Below are 22169 nucleotides of genomic sequence, written 5' to 3'. Positions count from 1 at the left end.
CCGATGGATGTGTTGATCCGCGAAGCGAGCGACGGCGATGCCGCAGCGATCGAATTGCTGACGATGGTGGCGTTCATGCGCTCCGACCACAGCCGCCATGACGAGCAACACGTGATTGCCGCGTTGCGCAACGACGGCGCGCTGGCGTTGTCGTTGGTGGCCGACCACGACGGCTATGTGGTCGGGCATCTGGCGGTATCGCCGGTGTCGTTGTCGGACGACTCGCCAGGCTGGCACGCGCTGGGTCCGCTGGCGATCAGGCCGGGGCATCAGCGCCAGGGCCTGGGTACGCGCCTGGTGCAATCTGCACTGGCGAACTTGCGCGAGCGCGGTGCAGCCGGTTGTCTGGCACTGGGCGAACCGGCGTTTTTTAAACGTCTGGGGTTTGCGGTGGAACCGGGCCTGGTATTGCCCGACGTCCCGGTGTCCGAGCTGCAGGCGCTGGCTTTCGGTGATCGGTTGCTGCCGCTGGCCGATGTGTCTTATCACCCGGCCTTCGGGCTGGGTTGAGGCAAGTTTGCTTGCGCCCAGCGCTGCACGGGCGTCGTCGCACCACCTGCAGGTTTATACTGGTCGCACAGCAACTCATTGAGGATTGGTCCAATGCGCCATTGATGCCGCCGTCGTGATGACGGCCTTACCCGCTGCTGGTCTGCTTGGATCGGTGCGTGTTGGCATGCAATGGAGACACGTATGACCTGTTCGTCGCTGACGCTGGAGAGCGTTGCGTATCTGCTGCCCGATGGCAGCCCGCTGTTTTCTGATCTGACGATTCACATCGACCAGCGCCCTACTGGCCTGGTCGGGCGCAATGGCGTGGGCAAGAGTGTGCTTGGGCGGCTGTTGGCCGGTGAGTTGCTGCCCAGTGCCGGGCGCTGCGTGCGCAGCGGCAGCGTGTATTACCTGCCGCAGCGGGTGAGCGTTGCGCCTGGACAAACCATTGCCGAGTTGGCAGGCATTGCGCCGTTGCTGGACGCGCTGGACAGGATCGCTGCTGGCAGTGTGGCGCCAGCCGATTTCGACCTGGTTGGCGAGCGCTGGAGCGCGCATGCGCAATTTGCCGCAGAACTGGAGCGACAAGGCTTGGGCGGGCGCGATCCATATGCACCGGCGGCGCAACTCAGCGGCGGCGAAGCGATGCGCGTGGCGTTGGCCGGTGCATTTCTGGCCCAGCCGGATCTGTTGATTCTGGATGAGCCCAGCAATCATCTGGATGGCCCGCGACGCCAGCGGCTGATGGATCACCTGCAGGCGTGGAGCGGTGGCCTGGTGGTGATCAGCCATGACCGCAGCTTGCTCGAGGCGATGCAGCGCATCCTGGAACTGTTGCCGCACGGGTTGCGCAGTTATGGCGGCAATTACGCGTTCTATGCCCGGCAACGCGCGCTGGAACGGCAGGCGGCCAGCGATCTGCTGGCCGAGCGCAAACACGCACGCGCACGCGGCGAGCAGGCGCTGCGCGAGCAGCAGCAGCGTCAGCAACAACGCCAGGCACGCGGCGGCCGTGCTGCCGGGCAGGCCAATCAAGCGGCGATCCTGCTCGGCGGGCAGAAGCAACGCAGCGAAAACAGCGCCGGGCGGCTGCAGCAGCAACGTCAGGCCAAACAGGCACGGCTGAGCGAGTCGGTGGTGCAGGCCGCAGCGCAGGTGGAGGCCGATCCCGCGATCGCCGTGCTGGCGCCGACAGCGCCAGCCGGTGCGTCGCGACGGTTGGCCACGCTGCAGCAGGTGGAACTGGCCGACGAGCGGCTGGGCGGGCGTTGGGTGGATCTGTTGTTGCATGGGCAGGCGCGGATTGGCCTGGTCGGCCCCAATGGCAGCGGCAAGTCCTCGTTGCTGCGGTTGTTGGCCGGGCACCTGCAGCCGAGCGCAGGACATTGCGAGGTGCATGTGCCGGTGGCCTATCTGGATCAGGACCTGGGGCTGCTGGACCCGGCGCGCTCGGCCGCTGCGCAATTGCACGCTGCCGACCCAGGCGCACCAGCCCACGCACAGCGCCTGCGGCTGGCGTTGCTGGGGCTGGACCAGCAGCGTGCCGACCTGCCCACCGGCCAGCTCAGCGGCGGCCAACGGCTCAAGGCCGCGCTGGCCTTTGCGCTGTACCGGGCGCAGCCGGCGCAACTGCTGTTGCTGGACGAGCCGACCAACCATCTGGATCTGGCCTCGGTGAAGGCGATCGAGGCGCTGCTGCGCGGCTACCAGGGGGCGCTGATCGTCGCCTCGCACGATGCCGCCTTCCTGCAGCGGCTGGGCCTGCGGCAGCGCCTGGATACTGCGCAAGCGCAGTGGCGGCTGGCACCGTGGTGAACCGCGTAGCGGGCGATGCGGCCGCCGGGCTGGTAAAGCCGGCGCCGATGGCTGACCATTTGCGCCCCGCCCGCGGCGGCCACGGCATTGCCCTCCACGGCGCCGGCCCAGCGTCCTGCTCTCACGCTCGCCACGACGGCCAGCGTCTCCATCGATACCTGCCTACGTGAAATTCTTCGCATCCTGTGCCAAAGGCCTGGAATACCTGCTTGCCGACGAGCTGCTGTCGCTCGGTGCCAGCAAGGCCACTGCCACCATCTCCGGCGTCAACGTCGAAGGCGACATGCGCGACGCGCAGCGCGCTGTCCTATGGTCGCGCCTGGCCAGCCGCGTGCTGTGGCCGTTGAACGAGTTCGATTGCCCGGACGAGGACGCGCTCTACGCTGGCGTTTCCGAGTTGCCGTGGGACGAGCATCTGTCTGTCGGCCACACGCTGTCGGTGGATGCGCATGTCTCCGGCACTGCGATCACGCACGCCCGCTATGCGGCGCAGCGCATCAAGGATGCGGTGGTCGACACCATGCGCCGGCAGGGCCTGGAGCGCCCGTCGGTAGATCTGGAGAGCCCGGATCTGCGTCTGAACCTGTCGCTGCGCAAGGGCCGCGCCACCATCTCGGTGGATCTGGGTGGCGGCCCGCTGCATCGGCGCGGCTGGCGCATGGCGCAGAACGAAGCGCCGCTGAAGGAGAACCTGGCGGCAGCCGTGCTGCTGCGCGCCGGCTGGCCGCGCGCGTACGCCGAGGGCGGCGGCCTGCTGGATCCGATGTGCGGCAGCGGCACCTTGTTGATCGAAGGCGCGCTGATGGCCGCCGATGTCGCACCCGGCCTGCAACGCTATGGCAGCGATCTCCCCAGCCGCTGGCGCGGCTTCGACCGCGAGGGCTGGCAACAGCTGGTGAGTGAAGCGCGCGAGCGCGACACTCTCGGCCGCGCCGCGCTCAAGCAGGTGATCCACGGCAGCGATATGGACCCGCATGCGATCCGCGCGGCCAAGGAAAATGCGCAGGTGGCCGGCGTGGCCGAGGCGATCTGGTTCGGCGTGCGCGAGGTGGGCGATCTGCAGACCCCGCCGCAGGCCACCGGCGTGGTGGTGTGCAATCCGCCTTACGACGAACGCCTGGCCGCCGACGCGGCGCTGTATCGCCGCCTGGGCGATACCTTGCAGCGCGCCGTGCCGCAATGGCGGGCCAGCCTGCTCTGCGGCAACGCCGAGCTGGCGTATGCCACCGGCCTGCGTGCGGGCAAGAAGTATCAGCTGTTCAACGGCGCGATCGAATGCGCACTGATCGTCTGCGACCCGATCGCAGTCCCGCGGCGCACCCCGCTGGCGGCGCCGACCGCGCTCAGCGAAGGTGCGCAGATGGTCGCAAACCGTTTGCGCAAGAATCTGCAGAAGTTCAAGAAGTGGCGCGCGCGCGAAGGCATCGAATGCTTCCGCGTCTATGACGCCGATCTGCCGGAATATTCCGCCGCCATCGACGTGTATCAGCAAGCCGATGGCGATCGCCGCGTGTTTCTGCATGTGCAGGAATACGCCGCGCCGGCGACGATTCCCGAAGCCGATGTGCGCCGTCGTCTGGGCGAACTGCTGGCCGCTGCACGCGAGGTGTTCGAGGTGCCGGGCGAGCGCGTGGCGCTCAAATCGCGCGAGCGCGGCAAGGGCGGCAGCAAGTACGGCCGCTTCGAGCAGCGCAATGAGGTCATCAATGTGCGCGAGCACGGCGCGCTGCTGCGGGTGAATCTGTTCGACTACCTGGATACCGGCCTGTTTCTGGACCATCGCCCGTTGCGCGGCACCATGGCCACGCAATCCAAGGGGCGGCGCTTCCTCAATCTGTTCTGCTACACCGGCGTGGCCAGTGTGCAGGCGGCGGTGGCGGGTGCGAGCTCCACCACCAGCGTGGATCTGTCCGGTACCTATCTGCAGTGGTGCGCCGACAACCTGGCCCTGAACGGCCAGGCCGGCAGCAAGCACAAGCTGGTGCAGGCAGACGCGCTGGCCTGGCTGGAAGCCGAGCGCGCGCATTTCGACGTGATCTTCTGCGACCCGCCGACCTTCTCCAACTCAGCACGCGCGGAAGACTTCGATATCCAGCGCGAGCATGTGCGGCTGTTGCGCGCGGCGGTGGCGCGTCTGGCGCCGGGCGGGGTGCTGTATTTCTCCAACAACTTCCGCCGCTTCAAGCTGGACGAGGAACTGGTGGCCGAGTTCGCGCAGTGCGAGGAAATCAGCCCGCGCACCATCGATCCGGATTTTGAGCGGCATGCGCGGATCCATCGGGCGTGGCGGTTGACGGCGTGATGAAGTGGCCCGGTCGCGTCTGACCGGGCGGTGTGCGCGTTGCGCGCCTGGTATCGCCTGCGCTTGGCTGGCTGCCGTGCGCCGCACCACCGGCGGCGCTTGATCACGCAGGCGCAATCGCGGCCGGGCATGCGAGGGCAGGGCGTGGCCGCAACAAGCCCGGCACAGCGCTGCGGTATGCTGATTCGCATGCTTTGGAGTCAACGATGACCGCACCACCCCGCATCGCCTTTCTCGCCAGTCACGCCGAGCCGGCGGTGACCGCGCGCGCCCATCTTGTGCAGCGCTATGGCGATCATCCGCTGGCCACCGCCGACATCGTCTGCGCCCTGGGCGGCGACGGCTTCATGCTGCAGACCTTGCACCGGCATGGCGCTGCCAGCAAGCCGGTGTTCGGCATGAAGCTGGGCTCGGTCGGGTTTTTGATGAACCAGTACCGCGACGACGAAGACGACCTGCTCGCGCGCCTGCAACGTGCCGAGCCGGCGCATCTGCGCCCACTGGAAATGCAGGTGCAGACCGAGTCCGGTGCCAGCACGGTGTCGCTGGCCTACAACGAGGTCTCGCTGCTGCGCCAGACCCGCCAGGCCGCGCATCTGAGTGTGGATCTAAATGGTCAGACCCGCATCGCCGAGCTGATCGGCGACGGGGTGATGGTCGCCACGCCAGCCGGCAGCACCGCGTACAACTATTCCGCGCACGGGCCGATTCTGCCGCTGGGCTCGCACACGCTGGCACTGACGCCGATCGCCCCGTATCGCCCGCGTCGGTGGCGCGGCGCCATTCTCAAGGCCGATACCGAAGTGTGCTTCCGCGTGCTGGACCCGTACAAGCGCCCGGTCAGCGTCACCGCCGATTCGCACGAGATCCGCGACGTGATCGAAGTGACCATCCGCGAGTCCACCCAGCGCCAGGTAACGCTACTGTTCGATCCCGAACACAATCTGGAAGAGCGCATTTTCAGCGAGCAGTTTGCGGTGTGAGGGGCGGGGATTGGGATTCGGGATTGGGGATTGGCAACGGCAGCAGCGCGGCACGTCGTCTTTGGAATCGCTCGCACGCGCTACGATGCTGTGCGGATGGGCGATCAACTCCCGACCTACGGTTCCTGCTTCAAACCAATCCCAAATCCCGAATCCCAAACCCCGGCCCCACAATGACTGACAACTCCCCCAGGCTCCTGACCGTCGCGGTCACCTCGCGCGCGCTGTTCGACCTCGAAGAAGGCCACGCGCTGTTCGAGGCCGATGGTGTGGAGGCGTATTCGGCGTTCCAGCGCGAGCATGAGGACGACATCCTGGAGCCGGGCGTGGCATTCCCGGTGGTGCGCAAGCTGCTGGCGCTCAACCACGATGTGCCCGAAGACGCGCCGCGGGTGGAAGTGATCTTGTTGTCGCGCAATTCCGCCGATACCGGCTTGCGCATCTTCAATTCGATCCAGCACTACAACCTGGGCATCGTGCGTGCGACCTTCACCTCCGGGCAGCCGACCTGGCCGTACGTGAAGCCGTTCGGCACCGATCTGTTTCTGTCGGCCAATCCGGAATCGGTGCGGCGTGCACTCACCCATGGCATTGCGGCGGCGACCATCATGCCGCGCGCGCCGGGCGAACGTGCCGAAGCCGCAGCGGCGATCGTGGACAACGACGAGAGCCGCTTGCCGACGCAGCTGCGTATCGCCTTCGACGGCGATGCAGTGATCTTTGGCGACGAGAGCGAGCGTATTTCGCGCGAGCAGGGCGTGGAGGCGTTTGGACGCCACGAGCGCGAACGCGCGCGCGAGCCACTGTCGGTCGGGCCGTTCCGCAATTTTCTGTCTGCGCTGCACACGCTGCAGGCGGCATTTCCGCCGGGTGAGGCGTCGCCGATCCGTACTGCGCTGGTCACTGCGCGCTCGGCACCGGCGCATGAGCGGGTGATCCGCACCTTGCGCGAATGGGGCGTGCGTCTGGACGAGGCTTTGTTCCTCGGTGGGCGGCACAAGGGGCCGTTTCTGGAGGCGTTTGGTGCGGATATCTTCTTCGACGATTCGCAGCACAACATCGACAGTGCGCGCCAGCATCAGCATGTGGCGGCCGGTCATGTGCCGCATGGCGTGGCCAACGATCCGCCGAGCAGGTGAGCGACGCACCGAAGCCGTCTGCACGCGCCGCACTGCGCTCCAGCTGGCGTCAGTTGGAGCTGTATTTCGCCGACGACACCGTGCAGACCCGCATGTCGCGCTGGGCGCCGTCTCGGCTGATGCTGCCGTACACGCGCGGCATGCTGGCTGCGTTATGGCTGCAGCCGCGTCCCGAGCGCATCGGCATTGTTGGATTTGGCGGCGGCGCGCAGGCCAAGTTCTGCCATCGTTATCTGCGCAGCACGCGCATCGAGGCGGTGGACGCCGATGCGCAGGTGCTGGCGTTGCGCGATGCGTTTGCCGTGCCGCGCGACGATGCGCGGCTTGAGGTTACGCACGGCGATGGTGCGCAGTGGATCGGCACGCGCGCAGGGCGCTACGACCTGTTGCTGTTGGATGCTTACGATGCCGACGGCATTCCGCCCGCGCTGTGCACGCATGAGTTCTACGCCGATTGCCGCACTGCGCTGACGCCCAGCGGTGTGCTGGCGTTGAACCTGTTTCAGGTGCCGCTTGCCGGGCATCTGGCCAAGCTGCGCGATGTCTTCGATGGGCGGGTGCTGCTGTTGCCCGAACCGGATCTGCGCAATCAGGTGCTGTACGCCTGGAATGGCAAACGCACGCCGGGCACTGCGGAGCAGGCGTTGGCGTCGTTGCCGTGGTCGGCGCGTCGGCAGTTGCGGCCGGCGATGCTGCGGCTGCAGGCGGCATGGATGGAACGGGCCTGGCGGTATGCGTAAGCCGCTCTAGCTGGGCGGTTTGACACTCGTTGCAAGCGGGCGTGATGTAGGAAACTACAGTCGCGCCTGCAAGCGCACCGTTACGGGGTGAGCGAATTCCCGGAGTCAGCCAGCGGCAACTGGATATCGGTCAGCCGCCAACGCAAGCCTTGTCGGGTCAGCACGAAGACCACCGGCGCTCCGGTTGCGGTGCGCGTGGTCGCGGTGAAGCGGCGGGTGGATTCGAAGCGCTGCTCGGCGCCTTGCAGCGGACGCGCCGGCGCTGGCGCCGCATAGGTATCCGGGCTGACGGTCTCGCCAGTGACGCGATTCCACACGCTATGGCCTTGCAGCAATGCACCGATGCCGAGCGGGGTGACCAGCGTGTCCACGCCGGCGCCGCTGATGCCACTGGCAAGCTGCAAGGCGAACCCGCCGAGCAGGCTCGATTGCATGCTGCTGCCGGCCTGGCGAATCAGATAATCGTCCAGCTGCGCCTTGAGGTTGACCCGCAGGCTGGGGAAATCCACGTGGCGTTCCAGCTGCCCGGCATCGCGATTGGCGACTGCCTCACTGATGCCGCGAATGGCCAGGTACGGGCCTGCAACGACATAACTGGCCAGTAGCAGCACGGCCAGCACAGGCACTAGCAACCAGCGTTTTTTCATGGTGTGCATTCCATTGCTGGTGGTGGCAGGCGAGATCGCGAGATACAGCGCCACGCAGTGGAAAACCGCCAGCTCACGCCGATGGCCGGTGCAGCTTGCATCGCTGCCTGCGCTGCGCGCTGCATCAAAATTCCAGATCCAGTGCGGCGCACAGATAATCGACAAACGGCGCCAGCACCACCAGATCCGCTTCGATGGTCTGGCGCAGGCGCGGGCCGGTCATGATGGTGTCCTCCAGATGCCGCAGATAGGCCCAATTGCGATGCTTGAGATCGTCGATGAACTCGAACTCGTTGGGGAATCCGCGCGGTGCACGCACCAGTTTTTCGCTGTCGTCCAGCGCGAATTTGCGGCGCAGTTTGGGTTCGTACGCGGCCGCTTTCCAGTTGGCGGGATTGTCGAAAATGAACTGGCGTAGCTTGCGCTGGGTATCCGGCTCAGGGTGCCACAACCCCGCACCGACAAAGCTCTCGCCCGGCTGCAGATGGAGGTAGAACGAGGGCGCCGGCACCTGGCGGCGGCGCTCATGAAACAGGCGCGCGCCTTGCCAGTTCTTGTACGGCGATTTGTCGTTGGAAAACCGTGCATCGCGGTAGATACGAAACAGCGAACCGCCCTGGGTCTTGGGATCGGCGCGATAGTGTTCGCTGACCTCGGCTAGCGCCGGCTGCAGGTCGGTGATGAGCTGCAAAAACGGTTGGCGCACGTGCGCCTCGTACTGATGCCGGTGGTCGTTGAACCAGGTCTTGTCGTTGTGGCGGGCCAGGGCGCGCAAAAACTTGAAGCTGGCGTCGGAAAAATAGGTGGTCATAGCGTGCGTTGGAGGTCCGAACCCCAGGCGGCGAGCTGGTCGAGTAGGGCTTGCTTGGTAGCATCGTCGGGGTGAGCAAGCCGTAAATCCGCGATCTGCGCATGGAACTGGTCGAGCGTGACTTCGCCCAAACCACGGTCTTCTAGCAGGCGCTGGCGGCGGTACACGTTCCAGCGTTCCTGCTCTTCGAACGACAGCGTCTGCGGCCAGTTGCGCGCGCGGTAGCGGAACAGCAACTCGATCAGGCGCGGGTCGCGAAAGCGCGATTCCAGCGCGCCCAGTTCGGCCGGCGCACTGGCACGCACCTGCGCCAGCAGGCGCTTGTCGCCTTCGGCCAGGAAGCCGTCGTAGAGCGAGGCATCGGCGTCGTTGACCGCTGGTGCCGCAGCGCGCTCGTTGCCGTACACCTGGCGCACTTTTTCGGCGAGCTCGGGGCCGAGTTCGCGCAGGCGCGCGGCTTTGGCCAACACCGCGTCGTGGTCGATGCCCAGGCGCTGGAAATCCGCTTCCCGCAAGTGTTGCCAGGCCACCAACGCCGGCGACTTGTTCAGATGCACCTCTTTCAGCGGAATGCGCTGCTCGCCTTCGGGCAGGTCGGCGGCGCGGATATACAACCGGTCGGCGATCTCATCCGGGCTCAGGCGCAACAGCACTTCCGGATCGCCGTCCAGGTCGAACACGATCACGCGGCTGTCGATGCGCGGATGGCGCGTCAGCGGCAGCACTGCGGCGGCGCACATGCGCGCGGCGGGATAGCGCTGCGAAATATGCAGTACCGGCTGCATGGCGATGACATCCAGCAACGTCGCCGCAAAGCGCTTGTCGCGCAGACGCAGCGCGTACTCCCATAATTTCGGTTGATGTTGCTGGAATCTGCGCGCCATGCCGATGGTGGCGTACACGTCCGAGAGCGCTTCGTGCGCATCGCCTTCGCGCACCGCGTTGGCATCGGCCAGGTGTTCGAGCTTGAACGAGGTGGCGCCGTCTTCGCGCTGCGGCCAGACGATGCCATCCGGGCGCAGGGCATGCACCAGCCGTAACACATCGAGCAGATCCCAACGCGAATTGACGCCGCGCCACTCGCGCTCGTAGGGATCGTAGAAATTGCGGAACAGACCGCAGCGCACGAACTCGTCATCGAAGCGGATCGAGTTGTAGCCCAACGTGCAGGTCTGCGGCCGGCTCATCTGTTCGGAAATGCGCGCAAACGCTTCGGCCTCGCTCACGCCTTCGCGCAGCGCGTGCTGCGGGGTGATGCCGGTGACCATGGTCGCGTACGGGGAGGGCAGCAGATCGTCGGCCGGTTGCACGTAGAAACTGATCGGCTCTTCGATCACGCGCAGTTGCGCATCGGTGCGCACGGCGGCGAACTGCGCGATGCGCGTGCGGCGCGGATCCTGGCCGAAGGTTTCCAGGTCGTAGAAGAGAAAGCTGTCAGGCATGCCGTATCAAATCCAGATCCGCGGCGCGCTGCGGAGGGCGCCGCCAGTGCTGGCTAGTATCTCTCATCCGCACGCCGGCTCGCTGACGCAGGCCTGTGCGCGACGATCAGTGCAAGGGATCAGTGCGCGCCTTCCAATGGCTCAAGACGCGCATGCACGACCGCTTCCAGCGCGGCCCAGTCGATGCGCGACAGATCGGTGTGCCCGCGCGTGGCTTCGACCAGGATCTCGCGCTGGATCTCGCTGCGCGCCAGGGCGATCGAATAGCGCGTGCGCAGGAAGGTCACCATGGTGTAATGCGGCACGAAGCGGGTGGGCCAGCGTGTCTGCAGTTCCTGTTCCAGCGCGCGTTGCAGCAGGAACGCGGCATCGCCGACGCGGTCGCGCATTTCCAGATAGTTTTCCAGCGCCATCTGCTGGATCGCTGCCGCATCGTCGCGGCGCGCCGCTTCGAACGCGGCAAACGCGGTTTCGAGATCGTCGTGCGCGTCCAGCTGCTCCGCCAATGCCACGCAGTCTTCGAAGGCGCAATTCATGCCCTGGCCGTGGAACGGCACCATCGCATGCGCGGCGTCGCCGATCAGCAATGCGCGGCCGTCCAGATGCCAGCGGTCCAGCGTCAAGGTGCCGAGCAGCCCGGGCGGATGTTCTTCCCAATGCTCCTTGAGCTGCGGAATCAGCGGCAAGGCATCCGGGAAGTCGCGCGCGAACAAGGCCAGCGCTTCGTCGCCGGTGCGCGTGGTGGCAAAGCTCGGCTCGCCCGTGTTGGGCAGAAATAGCGTGACGGTGAAGGTGCCGCCATCGTTGGGCAGCGCGATGCACATGTAACGCCCGCGTGGCCAGATGTGCAGCGCGTTGCGTTCGATGCGGAAACCGCCGCCTGGTAACGGCGGAATTTCCAGCTCCTTGTACGAGTGATCCAGAAATTCGATGCGCTCGCCCAATGGCGATTTGCGCTGCATCGCCGCGCGCAGTGCCGAGCCGGCGCCATCGCTGCCGATCAGGCTCTGGAAGTGGATCTCGTGCGGCTGGTCGTCGCGGTCGTCGATGAAACGCGCGTAGCCGGCATCGAAGTCCACCGTGTGCAGGCGGCGGTAGAAATGCACACGTGCACCGGCCTGTTCGGCCAGATCCAGCAATGCGACGTTCAATGCGGCGCGGTGGATCGACCAGATCACTTCGCTGTCGTCGCGCCCGTAGCGTTGCAGCTGCGGCTCGCCAACCAGCGGATGCACCATGCGCCCGCGCATCATCACCGCCTTGGCCATTACTGCGTCTTCGGCGCCGGCCTGGCGTAGCGCGTGGCGGCCGCGTTCGGCCAGCGCCAGGTTGATCGAGCGGCCGGACTCGTAGCCCTTGATGCGCGGATCGCCGCGGCGCTCATAGACGGTGACCTGCCAGCCGCGACGCGACAACAGGATGGCCAGCAGGCAACCGGCCAGTCCAGCGCCGATCAGTGTCAGGGAACGAGGAGAGACTGCGCTCAATGCGGTATCCGGCAGCGGCCGGACGCGGGTGCCGGCGAAGAGGAAGAAAATGAAGCGGCTGACAACAGCGCAAGCCGGTCAGCCAGGTGCGGGCTTGGAGTGTACGTGCGCGTGTGCCGGTTCCGGCTCACGCGCGGATCTGTTCGATGGCACAGTCTGTGCTGTACGTGCTCAGGCAGCGGCCCAGGTTTCCACCTGCTCGACCAACCGGTGCAGATCGCAGAAGCGGTTGTACAGCGGCACCGGTGCGATGCGGATCACGTCCGGCTCGCGCCAGTCGCCAAGCACGCCGACCGACTGCAGATACTCGAACAGCGAGCGCCCTTGCGCGCGCCCGCCGGCCACCCGCAGCGACAGCTGGCAGCCACGCTGCGCAGGGTCGGACGGGGTGACGATCTGCAGCACCTGCGGCACGCGTGCGTGGATCAACTGTTCCAGATGGCCGGTGAGCTGCTCGGATTTCGCACGCAACGCAGGCATGCCGGCCTTGTCGAACACATCAAGCGACGCACGCAGCGGGGCCAGCGCCAGTACCGGCGGATTGCTCAGCTGCCAGCCTTCGGCACCGGGCGAGGGCACGAACTGCGGGTCCATGCGAAAACGGGTCTGCTGTTCGTGCCCCCACCAACCGGCCATGCGCGGCAGGTCGCTGTTGGCGTGGCGTTCGTGCACGAAACAACCGCCCACCGCACCGGGCCCTGCGTTGAGATATTTGTAGTGGCACCACACCGCGAAATCCGCGCCGTCGTCGTGCAGCGTCAGCGCGATATTGCCGACCGCATGCGCCAGATCGAAACCCACCGCGGCGCCTTGCGCGCGCGCCAAACGCGCGATGTCGCCCAGGTCGAAGGCCTGGCCGGTGCGGTACTGGATGCCGGGCCACAGCACCAACGCCAGACGCGGGCCATGCAATGCGATGGCTTCGGCAATCGCCGCCATCGACAAGGTGCCGTTTGGCTCATCGGCTTCCACTTCGATCAGGTGCGTGGCCGGATCCAGCCCATGCAGGCGCAGTTGCGATTCCACCGCATGGCGGTCGGACGGAAACGCACCGGCTTCGATCAGGATCGCGCCGCGCTCGGGCGTGGGGCGGTAAAAGCTGGCCATCATCAGATGCAGATTGACGCTCAGCGTGTTCATCGCGACGACTTCGCCGGGCAGTGCGCCGACCACGCGCGCCAGACCATCGCGCACCAGCTGGTGATAGGTCAACCACTGGGTGGGGCCGGTGAAGTGGCCTTCCACTGCGAGTGCGCCCCACTGGTCGAGCACTTCGGCGACCATTACGCGCGCGGCGCGCGGCTGCAGGCCCAGCGAATTGCCGACGAAATAGGTTTGATCCTGGCCGCCATGCTGCGGGAACACGAACGCATCGCGCAGGCGGCGCAGCGGGTCGGCGGCGTCGAGTGCAAGGGCATGGGCGCGGGACAGCGGGTCGGTCATCGTCAAGGCTCGCAGCGCGGGTCGGTGAGGTCAGTTTACCCGCCGGCGGTGGGTGCGCCGTCATGCACGGTCGGTGCCTCTGCAGAGGCACCGGTTGACGCTGGTCGGGCCGGGCGCAACAGATGGGTCAACGTGCCGATGCTGTCGGTGATGCGGTCGACGGTGTCGGCCAGTGCAGCGGTGGTGGGCGAGTTGTCGGGCAGCGCGGCCAACGCATCGGACAAACGGCGCTCGGCGCTGCGCAAGGTAGCCGCTGCGGGGATGCCGCCGTGGATCAGGCAGTCGATCAGGTCCGACAGCGCCTGATCGGCCTGTTCTGCAAATGCAGGCAATGCCGCCAGCGTGGGTAAAGGGTGGCCATCGCGCAGCACCGCTTCCAGCGACAAGGTGGCGCGGATCAGCCGGTTGCCGTTGGCCAGCAGCGATTCGGCGAGTTTGAGTTCGTGCAGATTGCGCCGGCTGCGTGGCTCGCCGCGCAGACGTTCGATCGAGGCCTGCGCATTGGTACGTGCCACACGTGCGGCGGCGCGGGTATCGCTTAAATCCTCCATCTGGCCGAGCAACAGATGGCGCAGATGATCGCGATACGCGCTGAGCAGTTGCGCCAGCGATGCGCGGATATGCCGGCGCTCGCGCGTGGGCCACAACGCATAGGCGATCAACGCCCATGCGCTGCCGGCCACCGTTGCCTGCAGACGCGCACCGATGGCGTCGCCCGGTGCCAGGCCTTCGAACGACAGCAACAGCACCAGCATGCCGGTCAGAAACGCGACGCCGATACCGTAATTCACCTGCGTCAACAAGCGGAAACCCAGGCAAAACAGCGCCAGCAACGCCAGCCGGATGCTGGCGCCATCCATCGCAAAATGGGCGAGTAACGTGGCCACCAACAAGCCGACGAAGGTACCTGCCACACGCAAGGCGCCGAAGCTGAAAGTGCCGCCGAAATCCGGCTTGAGCACGATGGCGGTGGTCATCGGAATCCAGAAGCCGTGCGGAATCTGCTGCCAACGCTGGAAGGCGATCGCCAGTGCCAGACACACGCCGCAACGCAACGCATGCCGAAACGCCACCGAGGACAGATCCAGATTTGCGCGTAAGGTGGCCAAGGTTGCGGCGGGCCTGAGTGCCGCAGGTAAACGCGCTTCGGCCAACTGCGCCTGGATCTCGCCACGGCTGCTGGCCCAGTGCGCATTGCGGATCAGGGCACGCAACTGACCGCCCAGGCCTTGCGCGCGCGCCACCGCCACACGCACCAGCCGGCGTTCGCGGGTGTCGGCGTTGTCGTGCTGAAACTGCGCCAGGGCCGCGACCAGATCGTCGAAGCCGGTCATCGAGGAATCCGCCGCTAACGGGTCTTCGCCCACCGTCATTGCGTGTGCGAGTTGTTCCAGCACGATGGCGCTGCGTTCGAGCACGCGCTCGATCGCAGGACGTGCTTGCGAATCTGTCAGGCGCGTGTCGGCATCGGCCAGCGACAGCAGCTCCAGCCGTACCCGATCGCAGAGCTCGGCAATGATGCGAAAGCTCTGCACGGCGATCGCGCGCGAGCGATGTTCGCCGTGCAGCATCACCATCGCATCGAGCACTTCCTGCGTTGCCGGCGGCGCGGCGCTGGCTTCGGGGCGCTGGCGTGCGATGCCTGCCAGCTGGCGCATCAGATCGGCCAGTGCGAAGCGTTCCGGGCGATAGCGTTGCAGCGGCCACGCGGCCAATGCCAGCACGACCTGGAGCAGGCCGCCGGCGAAGATCAGCGCGGCTACGCCCGGTGCCTGCGCGATCGGCAAGCGCATATCGGCGCTGACCACCAGCAGGATCATGCTGGTCAGGCCCACGCGCGCCGCCACCGGGCCGAGCGCCACCAGCAGCCCGCCGCCCAGGCCGAGCAACAGGCCGGCGACCACCAGGGCAGGGGTGTTGTGGCCGACCCAGATGCCCAGCAATGCGGCCGCACCGGCGGCCAGCGCGGCCATCAACATGCGTTGCAGGCGCGCGCGATACGGGCCGGGCTGGTCGGTGAACATGGTGTTGAGCGCGCCGGTGCACACCGCCAGACCCGCAGCGACATGCCCGGTGGCCACGCCCACCGCCAGCGGCAGCACCACTGCGGCGGTGTTGCGGAGCGCGACACGCAGCGGCACGTCGCGTGGTTTGAGGTCGATCAGTGCGCGCAGCATGGCATCGGTGGCAGTGCGTTCGATCGGCAGGCACGTTGCGCGTCTGCGCGGATGACAGTTGTGCGGATGAAAGACAGGCGTGTTGTTGGCCGGCGTGCGGTCGCTGCGTCGCCTGCCATTGCAGCCTCGCTGCACGGCACGCGCATCGGCCACTGTCGTTCGAGCGCTGTCGAGCGCCTCCCGCTACGCGTGTTCTGCATCGTCACCCTCTGCGCCACTTACGCCTCAGTTGCGGCATAACGCTCGGGCGCCGGATGCACGTGCCCGCACTGGGTGCAGGTGCGCAGCGCAAGCGAGCGGTAAAAATGATCGAACACCGGCGGAAAATCGGTTTCGATGTTCTGCAGCGGAAACATCGCCTCGTACAGTTTGTGATTGCACTGCGGGCAATACCACTGTAAGCCGTCCTGCTCGTTGGGCAAGCGCTCGCGCTCGATCACCAGACCGATCGAGCCGGCCGCGCGCTGCGGCGAGTGCGGCACCTTCGGTGGCAGTAGAAAGATTTCGCCGGCGCGGATCGGAATGTCGCGTGCCACGCCTTCGTCCTGCACCTTCAGCACCATCTCGCCTTCGAGCTGGAAGAACCACTCCGGGCCTTCGTCATAGTGATAATCGGTGCGCGCATTCGGCCCACCGACGATCATGATGATGAAGCCGTCCTGCTGGATGCACTTGTTGCCCACCGGCGGTTTGAGCAGGTGGCGGTATTGTTCGATCCAGGCATGCAGGTTGATCGGCGGGACCAGCATGGACGTTCCTCGGCAAAGAAGACCTCCAGCATAGCCAACCGACGGCGCCGATGGGCGCCGCCGTGGTGGGTGAGGCGCGAGGTGCGACTCAGCGTTCGGTGTGATCGGCCTGTATCTGCGCCAGCGCCGTGTCGTAACGCTCCTGCAGCAGCTCGGAGCGGTCGATCGACATGCCCAGATCGTGCACGCGGCCATCGCGCAGGCTATAGACCCAGCCATGCACGCACAGGTCCTGGCCGCGTTCCCATGCATCGCGCACGATGGTGGTGCGGCAGACATTGACCACCTGTTCCAGCACATTGAGCTCGCATAGCCGTGCGTGCTGCGCCGGCAAGTCGCCGGCATCGTGCAGACAGACTTCATGCTTGTCGGCCACATCGGTGACGTGGCGGATCCAGTTGTCGACCAGGCCCATGCGCTTCTGGGTGAGGCTGGCGAAGACGCCGCCGCAACCGTAATGGCCCACCACCAGCACGTGCTTGACCTTGAGCACGTCCACGGCGAACTGGATCACCGACAGGCAATTCAGATCGGTGTGCACCACCACGTTGGCGATATTGCGGTGCACGAATACCTCGCCCGGCGCCATGTCGATGATCTGGTTGGCCGGCACGCGCGAATCCGAGCAGCCGATCCACAGATATTCCGGCGTCTGCTGGGTGGACAGCTTGGAGAAGAATTCCGGGTCTTCGCGACGGATGCGCTCGGACCAGGCCTGGTTGTTTGCGAGTAAATGGTTGAGCTCGTTCATGCGCGCAGTATTCCAGAGGAAAGAGGGCAGAGTGTGTTCGAGAGAGGAGCCATAAAGCGGTGGTGCAGAAATCGACTGTGTGCCGTGCCGGTCAGGCGGTGCCATCGCGTGCGCGCAAGGCATCGCGCATCAGCGTGGCCAGCTCGCGTGACTCGCTGGAGGCTTGTTGTTCCAGCGCATCGCTGACCGCAGCGACATTACCGGCCGGATGGTTCTGACTGAGCTTGAAGGTGAGCTCGATGCGGCTGGGCACGAAGCGAAAACCGACCAGGCCGCGCAGTTGCCGGCGGTGGCTGTCGCGCTCCATCTCGAACAACCAATCACTGCCCACACGCTGTTCGAAATGCGCGCTCATGCGGCCGATCAGATCGCCGACTTCCCGCTCATCGGTGATCTGGCTGCAACGGCCATGCAGATGCGCTACCGCGTAATTCCAGGTCGGCACGCGCGCGGCAGGCTCCTTGTCCAGATACCAGCTGGGCGACACGTAGGCGTGCGGTCCCTGCACCACGATCACCGCATCGCCGGACTGGCGTGCCTGCGGGTTGGGGCGCGCCCAGTGGCCTTCGATGATCACGGCCTGCGCATCGCGTTGGTACAGCACCGGCAGATGCGTGATTGCCGGCTGGCCGTCCTCGCCCTGGCTGATCAGAGTGACGAACGGGTCGCGCGCGATCAGCCAGTCCAGCAAGGCCAGATCGGTCTGCACAAACGCGCGTGGGGCGTACATGTCAGGCGCGGCCACCCAGGGTCACGACCATGCGTTCGCGCAGATCCGCATCGTCTTCGCCGCGCGGCGGCGAGACTTCGTTGAGCGAGAAACCGCGCATCAGCGCGTCTTCTTCGTCCAACCCGTCGAGCGAGACGAATTCGGCATCGAACAAGGCCGCACGGGCGCTGTCTTCGCTGTCGTAGGGCAGCGTCTTGCCGTCGCTATCCAGCACCTCGGCGGTGCCTGCCTCATTGACGCGCAGGCGTGCCCAGATCAGCGTACGGCCGATCGTGGCCAGCCACCAGGAATCCTGTTCGCCCTGGGCAGTGTCTTCGTACGTATTCATTGCATTACCTTGGAAAGCAGGCCGAGCAGGGCCGCCATGCCCAGGCCGAAAAAGATGGTGAGCAGCGACAGCCAGGCGGGAGTGGCCAGACCGGACAGCGCGCTGTCGCGGTGGCTGCGGTAGCGCCGCGTCAGCAACCAGCGCAGCGCGGTGGGACTGATGAAGGCCGGGTCGCCGAAGCTGGCCAATGCCTCCGGGTGACGGTCGCGCATATGCACCAGCGTCAGCGGCCAGAAGATCAGCAACGCGGTGAGCCCGGCCACTGCGACACCGACAAAACACAGTGCGAAGAACAGCGTCATGTGGAGTGCTCCTGGGGCGGGGCGTCGAAGCGGCTGATACGTGCAGTGAGGTGGGCCACGCACGTCTGCGTCCCTGGTGGACGGTGCCTGATCGCCAGGGACGCAGCAGTGGTCACATCAGAACTCGGCGCTGCCCGGCGCGCGCGGGTAGGGGATGGCATCGCGGATATTGCTCAGCCCGCACACATACACCACCAGCCGCTCGAACCCCAGGCCGAAGCCGGCATGCGGCACCGAGCCATAGCGACGGAAATCGCGGTACCAGCTGTAGTGCTCCTTATCCAGGCCGAATTGCGCCATGCGTGCATCCAGTACATCCAGGCGCTCTTCGCGCTGGCTGCCGCCGATGATCTCGCCAATGCCCGGTGCCAGCACGTCCATCGCCGCAACGGTCTTGCCGTCGTCGTTCAGGCGCATGTAGAAGGCCTTGATGTGCTCTGGATAGTTGGTCACCACCACCGGACGGCCGATATGTTCTTCGGTCAGCCAGCGTTCGTGTTCGGTCTGCAGGTCCAGGCCCCATTCGACCGGGAAGTCGAACTTCTTGCCGGAGTTCTGCAGCAGCTTCACCGCTTCGGTGTAATCGATCTGCTCGAACGGGGCATTGATGAAGGCTTCCAGCTTGCTGATTGCGTTCTTTTCTACGCGCTCGGCCAGGAAGGCCAGATCGTCGCCGCGCTCGTCCAGCACCGCGCGGAACAGGTACTTGAGGAATTGCTCGGCCAGGCGCGCGTCTTCGGCCAGATCGGCGAAGGCGATTTCCGGCTCGATCATCCAGAACTCGGCCAGATGGCGCGTGGTATGGCTGTTTTCGGCGCGGAAGGTCGGGCCGAAGGTGTAGACCTTGCTCAGCGCCAGGCAATACGCCTCCACGTTGAGCTGGCCGGACACGGTGAGGAAGGTTTCCTTGCCGAAGAAGTCGCGGCTGAAATCGACCTCGCCCTTCTCGTTGCGCGGCAGGTTGGCCATGTCCAGGGTCGAGACGCGGAACATCTGCCCGGCACCTTCGGCGTCGGACGTGGTCACGATCGGGGTGCTGATCCAGTTGAAGCCGTTCTGATGGAAGAAGCGGTGCACCGCCTGCGCCAGACAGTTGCGGATACGCGTGACCGCACCGAACAGATTGGTGCGCGGGCGCAGATGCGCCACTTCGCGCAGGAACTCCGGCGACATCGGCTTGGGCTGGATCGGGTAGGTCAGCGGGTCCTCGACCCAACCGACGATCTCGACGCCGCTGGCCTGGATCTCGAACGACTGGCCCTTGCCCTGCGACTTGACCAGCACGCCCTTGGCGATCAGCGAGCAGCCACTGGTCAGACGCTTGACCTCGTCGAAATTGGGCAACGTGTCGTTGGCCACTACCTGGATCGGAGCGAAGCACGAGCCATCGGTCACGTTGATGAAGGCCAGTCCGGCAGATCCGCGCAGCGTGCGCACCCACCCCCGTACCGTGACTTCGCCGCCTTCGGGGAGTTTCCCCGCAAGCGCATGTTCAACGCTGACCACCGTCATGACTTGTCCTCGCCGTAGCGACTTTGAATGGTCTGCGAGTTTACTGGCTGCGGGCGCGCTGGCGCGAGCATCTGAACCGCTTGTGGGTCGAGGTGCTTGTTGCAGGCTTGCTGCGTCCCCATCTGAGGGAGGTGCCGCAGCTGAGGACGCCGCCTCGTTTGTTGCGGCCTCGCTATACTTGCCACCATTGTTTTTCGGAGCGCCTCCATGGCCATCAGCCTCACCCCCGCCGCGCTGGAGCGCGTGCAGCGTTTCGTGCAGCAGACCCCGGGGACGCTGGGGTTGCGCTTCGGCGTGACCAAGACCGGTTGCTCGGGCTGGGGCCATATCACCGACCTGGCGCGCGACCAGCGCGATGACGATGCGGTGTTCGAGCAGGACGGGGTGCGCATTTTCGTGGACCCGACCAGCCTGCCGCTGGTGGATGGCACCTGCATCGACTTCGGCAAGCACGGCCTGAGCGAGACGTTCACCTTCAGCAATCCCAATGCCACCGCCGAGTGCGGCTGCGGCGAGAGCTTCACGACGGCAGCCGAGCACCGCTGAGCGCGACCTGAGCCAAGCGGCGCCGGAGTGTTTCCTTCTCCCACCGGGAGAAGGTGCCCCAAAGGGGCGGATGAGGGTACGGGCGAAGCCTCGCGTGGCTGAACGACATGAGTGGCTTTGCCCCGTACCCTCACCCCAACCCCTCTCCCGGCGGGAGAGGGGCTTAAGCAGTCACTGCGCAGACATCACATTCGTAATGCCTGGTCGCCGGCACAGCCGGTTGCGGCTAAGCGCCTGAACTGCGATACTTTCCTGCTTCCTACCCGGTTCCGGGCAGGAGCCCTTGCTCCACCGGCCGCCTTGCGCGGTTCACCGGGGAGCTGTCCGGCCCACGTGGCCACATCCGAAAGGTAATAACAACATGAGTCGTCATTACGAAGTCGTGTTCCTGGTCCATCCGGATCAGAGCGAGCAGGTCCCGGCCATGATCGAGCGCTACAAGTCGCTGATCGAGGGCGGTAACGGCACCATCCACCGTCTGGAAGACTGGGGCCGTCGTCAGCTGGCCTACCCGATCCAGAACCTGGTGAAGGCGCACTACGTGCTGCTCAACATCGAAGTCGACCAGGCCGTGCTGAGCGAGCTGGTGGAAAGCTTCCGCTTCAACGATGCGGTGCTGCGTCACCTGGTCGTCAAGCGCGATGGCCCGGACACCGAGCAGTCGCTGATCATGAAGAGCAAGGACGAGAAGGGCGACAAGCCCGAGCGTAGCGAGCGTCGTCGTCGTGATGACGATGAGGGCGATGCTGCACCTGCCGCCACCGATACCGACGGCGACAACGCCGAAGCCGCTTAAGGAGCGCTGTCATGTCCAAGTTCTTCCGTCGTCGCAAGTTCTGCAAGTTCACCGCCGAAGGCGTGAAAGAGATCGATTACAAGGATCTCAACACCCTGCGTCAGTACCTCACCGAGAACGGCAAGATCGTGCCGAGCCGCGTGACCGGTACCAAGTCCAAGTACCAGCGTCAGCTGGCGACGGCCGTCAAGCGCTCGCGTTTCCTGGCGCTGATTCCGTACACGGACAATCACGACGTCTAATCCGAGTCCCTCGGAAGAGCCCGCACATCCATGTGCGGGTTATTAGAATATAGAGGCCGGTCATTCGAGATGCGGTGTTGATCGTGCTCTTGCGATTCCCAAATCCCGATTCCCGAATCCCCGTCTTTTCGGACAGCACCCGTTGCGCCAGCCAAGTGCCGGCGCTAACGAATAACGGAGCACCACCATGGATCTGATTCTTCTGCAGAAAGTGACCAACCTGGGCAACCTGGGCGACAAGGTCAGCGTCAAGCCGGGTTACGGCCGCAATTTCCTCGTGCCGCAGGGTAAGGCCGTGCCGGCCACCGCTGCGAACGTGGAAGCGTTCGAAACCAAGCGTGCCGATTACGAAGCCAAGGCCAACAGCATTCTGGCCGATGCACAGAGCCGCGCCACTAAGTTCGAAGGCGCCAGCGTCACCATCGGTGCGCATGCGTCCACCGAAGGCAAGCTGTACGGTTCGGTCGGCCCGCGCGACATCGCCGAGGCGTTCACCGCCGCCGGCCTGCCGCTGGAAAAGAGCGAAGTGATCCTGGGCGAAGGCGCATTCCGCAATGTCGGCGAGTACGACGTTGTGCTGCACCTGCACGCCGATGTGGAAACCTCGGTCAAGGTCATCGTCGAATCCGACGCCTGATCCACGCCGCACGCTGTATCCGAAGGGCGCCTTGTTAGGCGCCCTTCGTCTTTATGGCGCCGCCGCCAGCGATGGCCGGCCCGTTATACTCATGCTCC

General features: G+C 65.6%; 22 protein-coding genes. 10 read left to right on the top strand and 12 right to left on the bottom strand.

Annotation, left to right across the window (positions count from 1 at the left end):
- The first annotated feature begins 3 nt into the window (after window positions 1-3).
- The 6 genes from XcyCFBP4188_RS09225 (at window position 4) to XcyCFBP4188_RS09195 (ending at window position 7471) form a co-directional block, all read left to right on the top strand.
- Window positions 4-510 (top strand): GNAT family N-acetyltransferase, encoded by a 507-nt coding sequence (locus tag XcyCFBP4188_RS09225; RefSeq protein WP_104591992.1) that lies wholly within the window; start codon window positions 4-6, stop codon window positions 508-510.
- A gap of 183 nt (window positions 511-693) precedes the next feature.
- Window positions 694-2307, top strand: coding sequence for an ABC-F family ATP-binding cassette domain-containing protein (locus tag XcyCFBP4188_RS09220; RefSeq protein WP_043908595.1), 1614 nt, complete (start codon window positions 694-696; stop codon window positions 2305-2307).
- A gap of 166 nt (window positions 2308-2473) precedes the next feature.
- Window positions 2474-4609, top strand: a complete 2136-nt coding sequence (gene rlmKL, locus XcyCFBP4188_RS09210) for a bifunctional 23S rRNA (guanine(2069)-N(7))-methyltransferase RlmK/23S rRNA (guanine(2445)-N(2))-methyltransferase RlmL (RefSeq protein ID WP_006450287.1) — start codon at window positions 2474-2476, stop codon at window positions 4607-4609.
- Between the two features lie 206 nt (window positions 4610-4815).
- A complete protein-coding gene (locus XcyCFBP4188_RS09205; RefSeq protein ID WP_006450286.1) occupies window positions 4816-5592 on the top strand; it encodes an NAD kinase in 777 nt (258 codons plus the stop codon).
- A gap of 173 nt (window positions 5593-5765) precedes the next feature.
- On the top strand, window positions 5766-6731 hold the full coding sequence (locus XcyCFBP4188_RS09200) for a 5'-nucleotidase (RefSeq protein WP_006450285.1): 966 nt from the start codon (window positions 5766-5768) through the stop codon (window positions 6729-6731).
- Window positions 6728-7471 (top strand): spermine/spermidine synthase domain-containing protein, encoded by a 744-nt coding sequence (locus XcyCFBP4188_RS09195; protein WP_043908566.1) that lies wholly within the window; start codon window positions 6728-6730, stop codon window positions 7469-7471. Before XcyCFBP4188_RS09200 ends, XcyCFBP4188_RS09195 begins: the two co-directional genes overlap by 4 nt.
- 80 nt (window positions 7472-7551) lie before the next feature.
- Here XcyCFBP4188_RS09195 and XcyCFBP4188_RS09190 read toward each other — a convergent pair whose 3' ends face one another.
- The 12 genes from XcyCFBP4188_RS09190 to asnS form a co-directional block, all read right to left on the bottom strand.
- A complete protein-coding gene (locus tag XcyCFBP4188_RS09190) occupies window positions 7552-8118 on the bottom strand; it encodes a DUF2939 domain-containing protein (protein ID WP_043908592.1) in 567 nt (188 codons plus the stop codon).
- Between the two features lie 124 nt (window positions 8119-8242).
- A complete protein-coding gene (locus XcyCFBP4188_RS09185; RefSeq protein ID WP_006450282.1) occupies window positions 8243-8929 on the bottom strand; it encodes a DUF2461 domain-containing protein in 687 nt (228 codons plus the stop codon).
- Window positions 8926-10371 (bottom strand): exodeoxyribonuclease I, encoded by a 1446-nt coding sequence (gene sbcB, locus XcyCFBP4188_RS09180; protein ID WP_104591979.1) that lies wholly within the window; start codon window positions 10369-10371, stop codon window positions 8926-8928. Before sbcB ends, XcyCFBP4188_RS09185 begins: the two co-directional genes overlap by 4 nt.
- A 119-nt stretch (window positions 10372-10490) precedes the next feature.
- A complete protein-coding gene (locus XcyCFBP4188_RS09175) occupies window positions 10491-11858 on the bottom strand; it encodes an FAD-dependent oxidoreductase (protein WP_006450280.1) in 1368 nt (455 codons plus the stop codon).
- 171 nt (window positions 11859-12029) lie between these two features.
- A complete protein-coding gene (kynU, locus tag XcyCFBP4188_RS09170; protein WP_006450279.1) occupies window positions 12030-13301 on the bottom strand; it encodes a kynureninase in 1272 nt (423 codons plus the stop codon).
- Window positions 13302-13336: 35 nt separating this feature from the next.
- Complete coding sequence (locus tag XcyCFBP4188_RS09165; RefSeq protein ID WP_046932821.1) at window positions 13337-15478, bottom strand: FUSC family protein; 2142 nt, start codon at window positions 15476-15478, stop codon at window positions 13337-13339.
- Between the two features lie 218 nt (window positions 15479-15696).
- Complete coding sequence (locus tag XcyCFBP4188_RS09160) at window positions 15697-16227, bottom strand: 3-hydroxyanthranilate 3,4-dioxygenase (protein WP_006450277.1); 531 nt, start codon at window positions 16225-16227, stop codon at window positions 15697-15699.
- A gap of 88 nt (window positions 16228-16315) precedes the next feature.
- Complete coding sequence (gene can / locus XcyCFBP4188_RS09155; RefSeq protein WP_046932819.1) at window positions 16316-16978, bottom strand: carbonate dehydratase; 663 nt, start codon at window positions 16976-16978, stop codon at window positions 16316-16318.
- 91 nt (window positions 16979-17069) lie between these two features.
- Window positions 17070-17708: an FMN-binding negative transcriptional regulator gene (locus XcyCFBP4188_RS09150; RefSeq protein WP_043909668.1), complete on the bottom strand. Its 639-nt coding sequence runs from the start codon at window positions 17706-17708 to the stop codon at window positions 17070-17072.
- A 1-nt stretch (window position 17709) separates the two neighbouring features.
- On the bottom strand, window positions 17710-18036 hold the full coding sequence (locus tag XcyCFBP4188_RS09145) for a hypothetical protein (RefSeq protein ID WP_006451590.1): 327 nt from the start codon (window positions 18034-18036) through the stop codon (window positions 17710-17712).
- Window positions 18033-18338 (bottom strand): hypothetical protein, encoded by a 306-nt coding sequence (locus XcyCFBP4188_RS09140; protein WP_006451589.1) that lies wholly within the window; start codon window positions 18336-18338, stop codon window positions 18033-18035. Before XcyCFBP4188_RS09140 ends, XcyCFBP4188_RS09145 begins: the two co-directional genes overlap by 4 nt.
- A 117-nt stretch (window positions 18339-18455) precedes the next feature.
- Window positions 18456-19850, bottom strand: coding sequence for an asparagine--tRNA ligase (gene asnS / locus XcyCFBP4188_RS09135; protein ID WP_006451588.1), 1395 nt, complete (start codon window positions 19848-19850; stop codon window positions 18456-18458).
- A gap of 207 nt (window positions 19851-20057) precedes the next feature.
- Here asnS and XcyCFBP4188_RS09125 point away from each other — a divergent pair, with 207 nt between their 5' ends.
- The 4 genes from XcyCFBP4188_RS09125 (at window position 20058) to rplI (ending at window position 22071) form a co-directional block, all read left to right on the top strand.
- Complete coding sequence (locus tag XcyCFBP4188_RS09125) at window positions 20058-20396, top strand: HesB/IscA family protein (RefSeq protein ID WP_006451586.1); 339 nt, start codon at window positions 20058-20060, stop codon at window positions 20394-20396.
- A 361-nt stretch (window positions 20397-20757) separates the two neighbouring features.
- Window positions 20758-21192 (top strand): 30S ribosomal protein S6, encoded by a 435-nt coding sequence (gene rpsF / locus XcyCFBP4188_RS09120; RefSeq protein ID WP_006451585.1) that lies wholly within the window; start codon window positions 20758-20760, stop codon window positions 21190-21192.
- A gap of 11 nt (window positions 21193-21203) precedes the next feature.
- Entirely contained in the window at window positions 21204-21434 is a 231-nt protein-coding gene (gene rpsR / locus XcyCFBP4188_RS09115) for a 30S ribosomal protein S18 (protein WP_005991243.1), read from the top strand.
- A gap of 187 nt (window positions 21435-21621) precedes the next feature.
- Window positions 21622-22071 carry a 50S ribosomal protein L9 gene (gene rplI, locus XcyCFBP4188_RS09110; protein ID WP_006451584.1) on the top strand — a complete coding sequence of 150 codons (450 nt, stop codon included), beginning with the start codon at window positions 21622-21624 and terminating at the stop codon, window positions 22069-22071.
- The last annotated feature ends 98 nt before the right edge of the window (window positions 22072-22169 follow it).

The sequence above is a fragment of the Xanthomonas hortorum pv. cynarae genome (assembly GCF_002939985.1).
GTDB classification, from domain to species: Bacteria; Pseudomonadota; Gammaproteobacteria; order Xanthomonadales; family Xanthomonadaceae; genus Xanthomonas; species Xanthomonas hortorum_D.
Note: the sequence above shows the minus strand (reverse complement) of the source record. Positions and strands in the feature narration are given on the sequence as shown.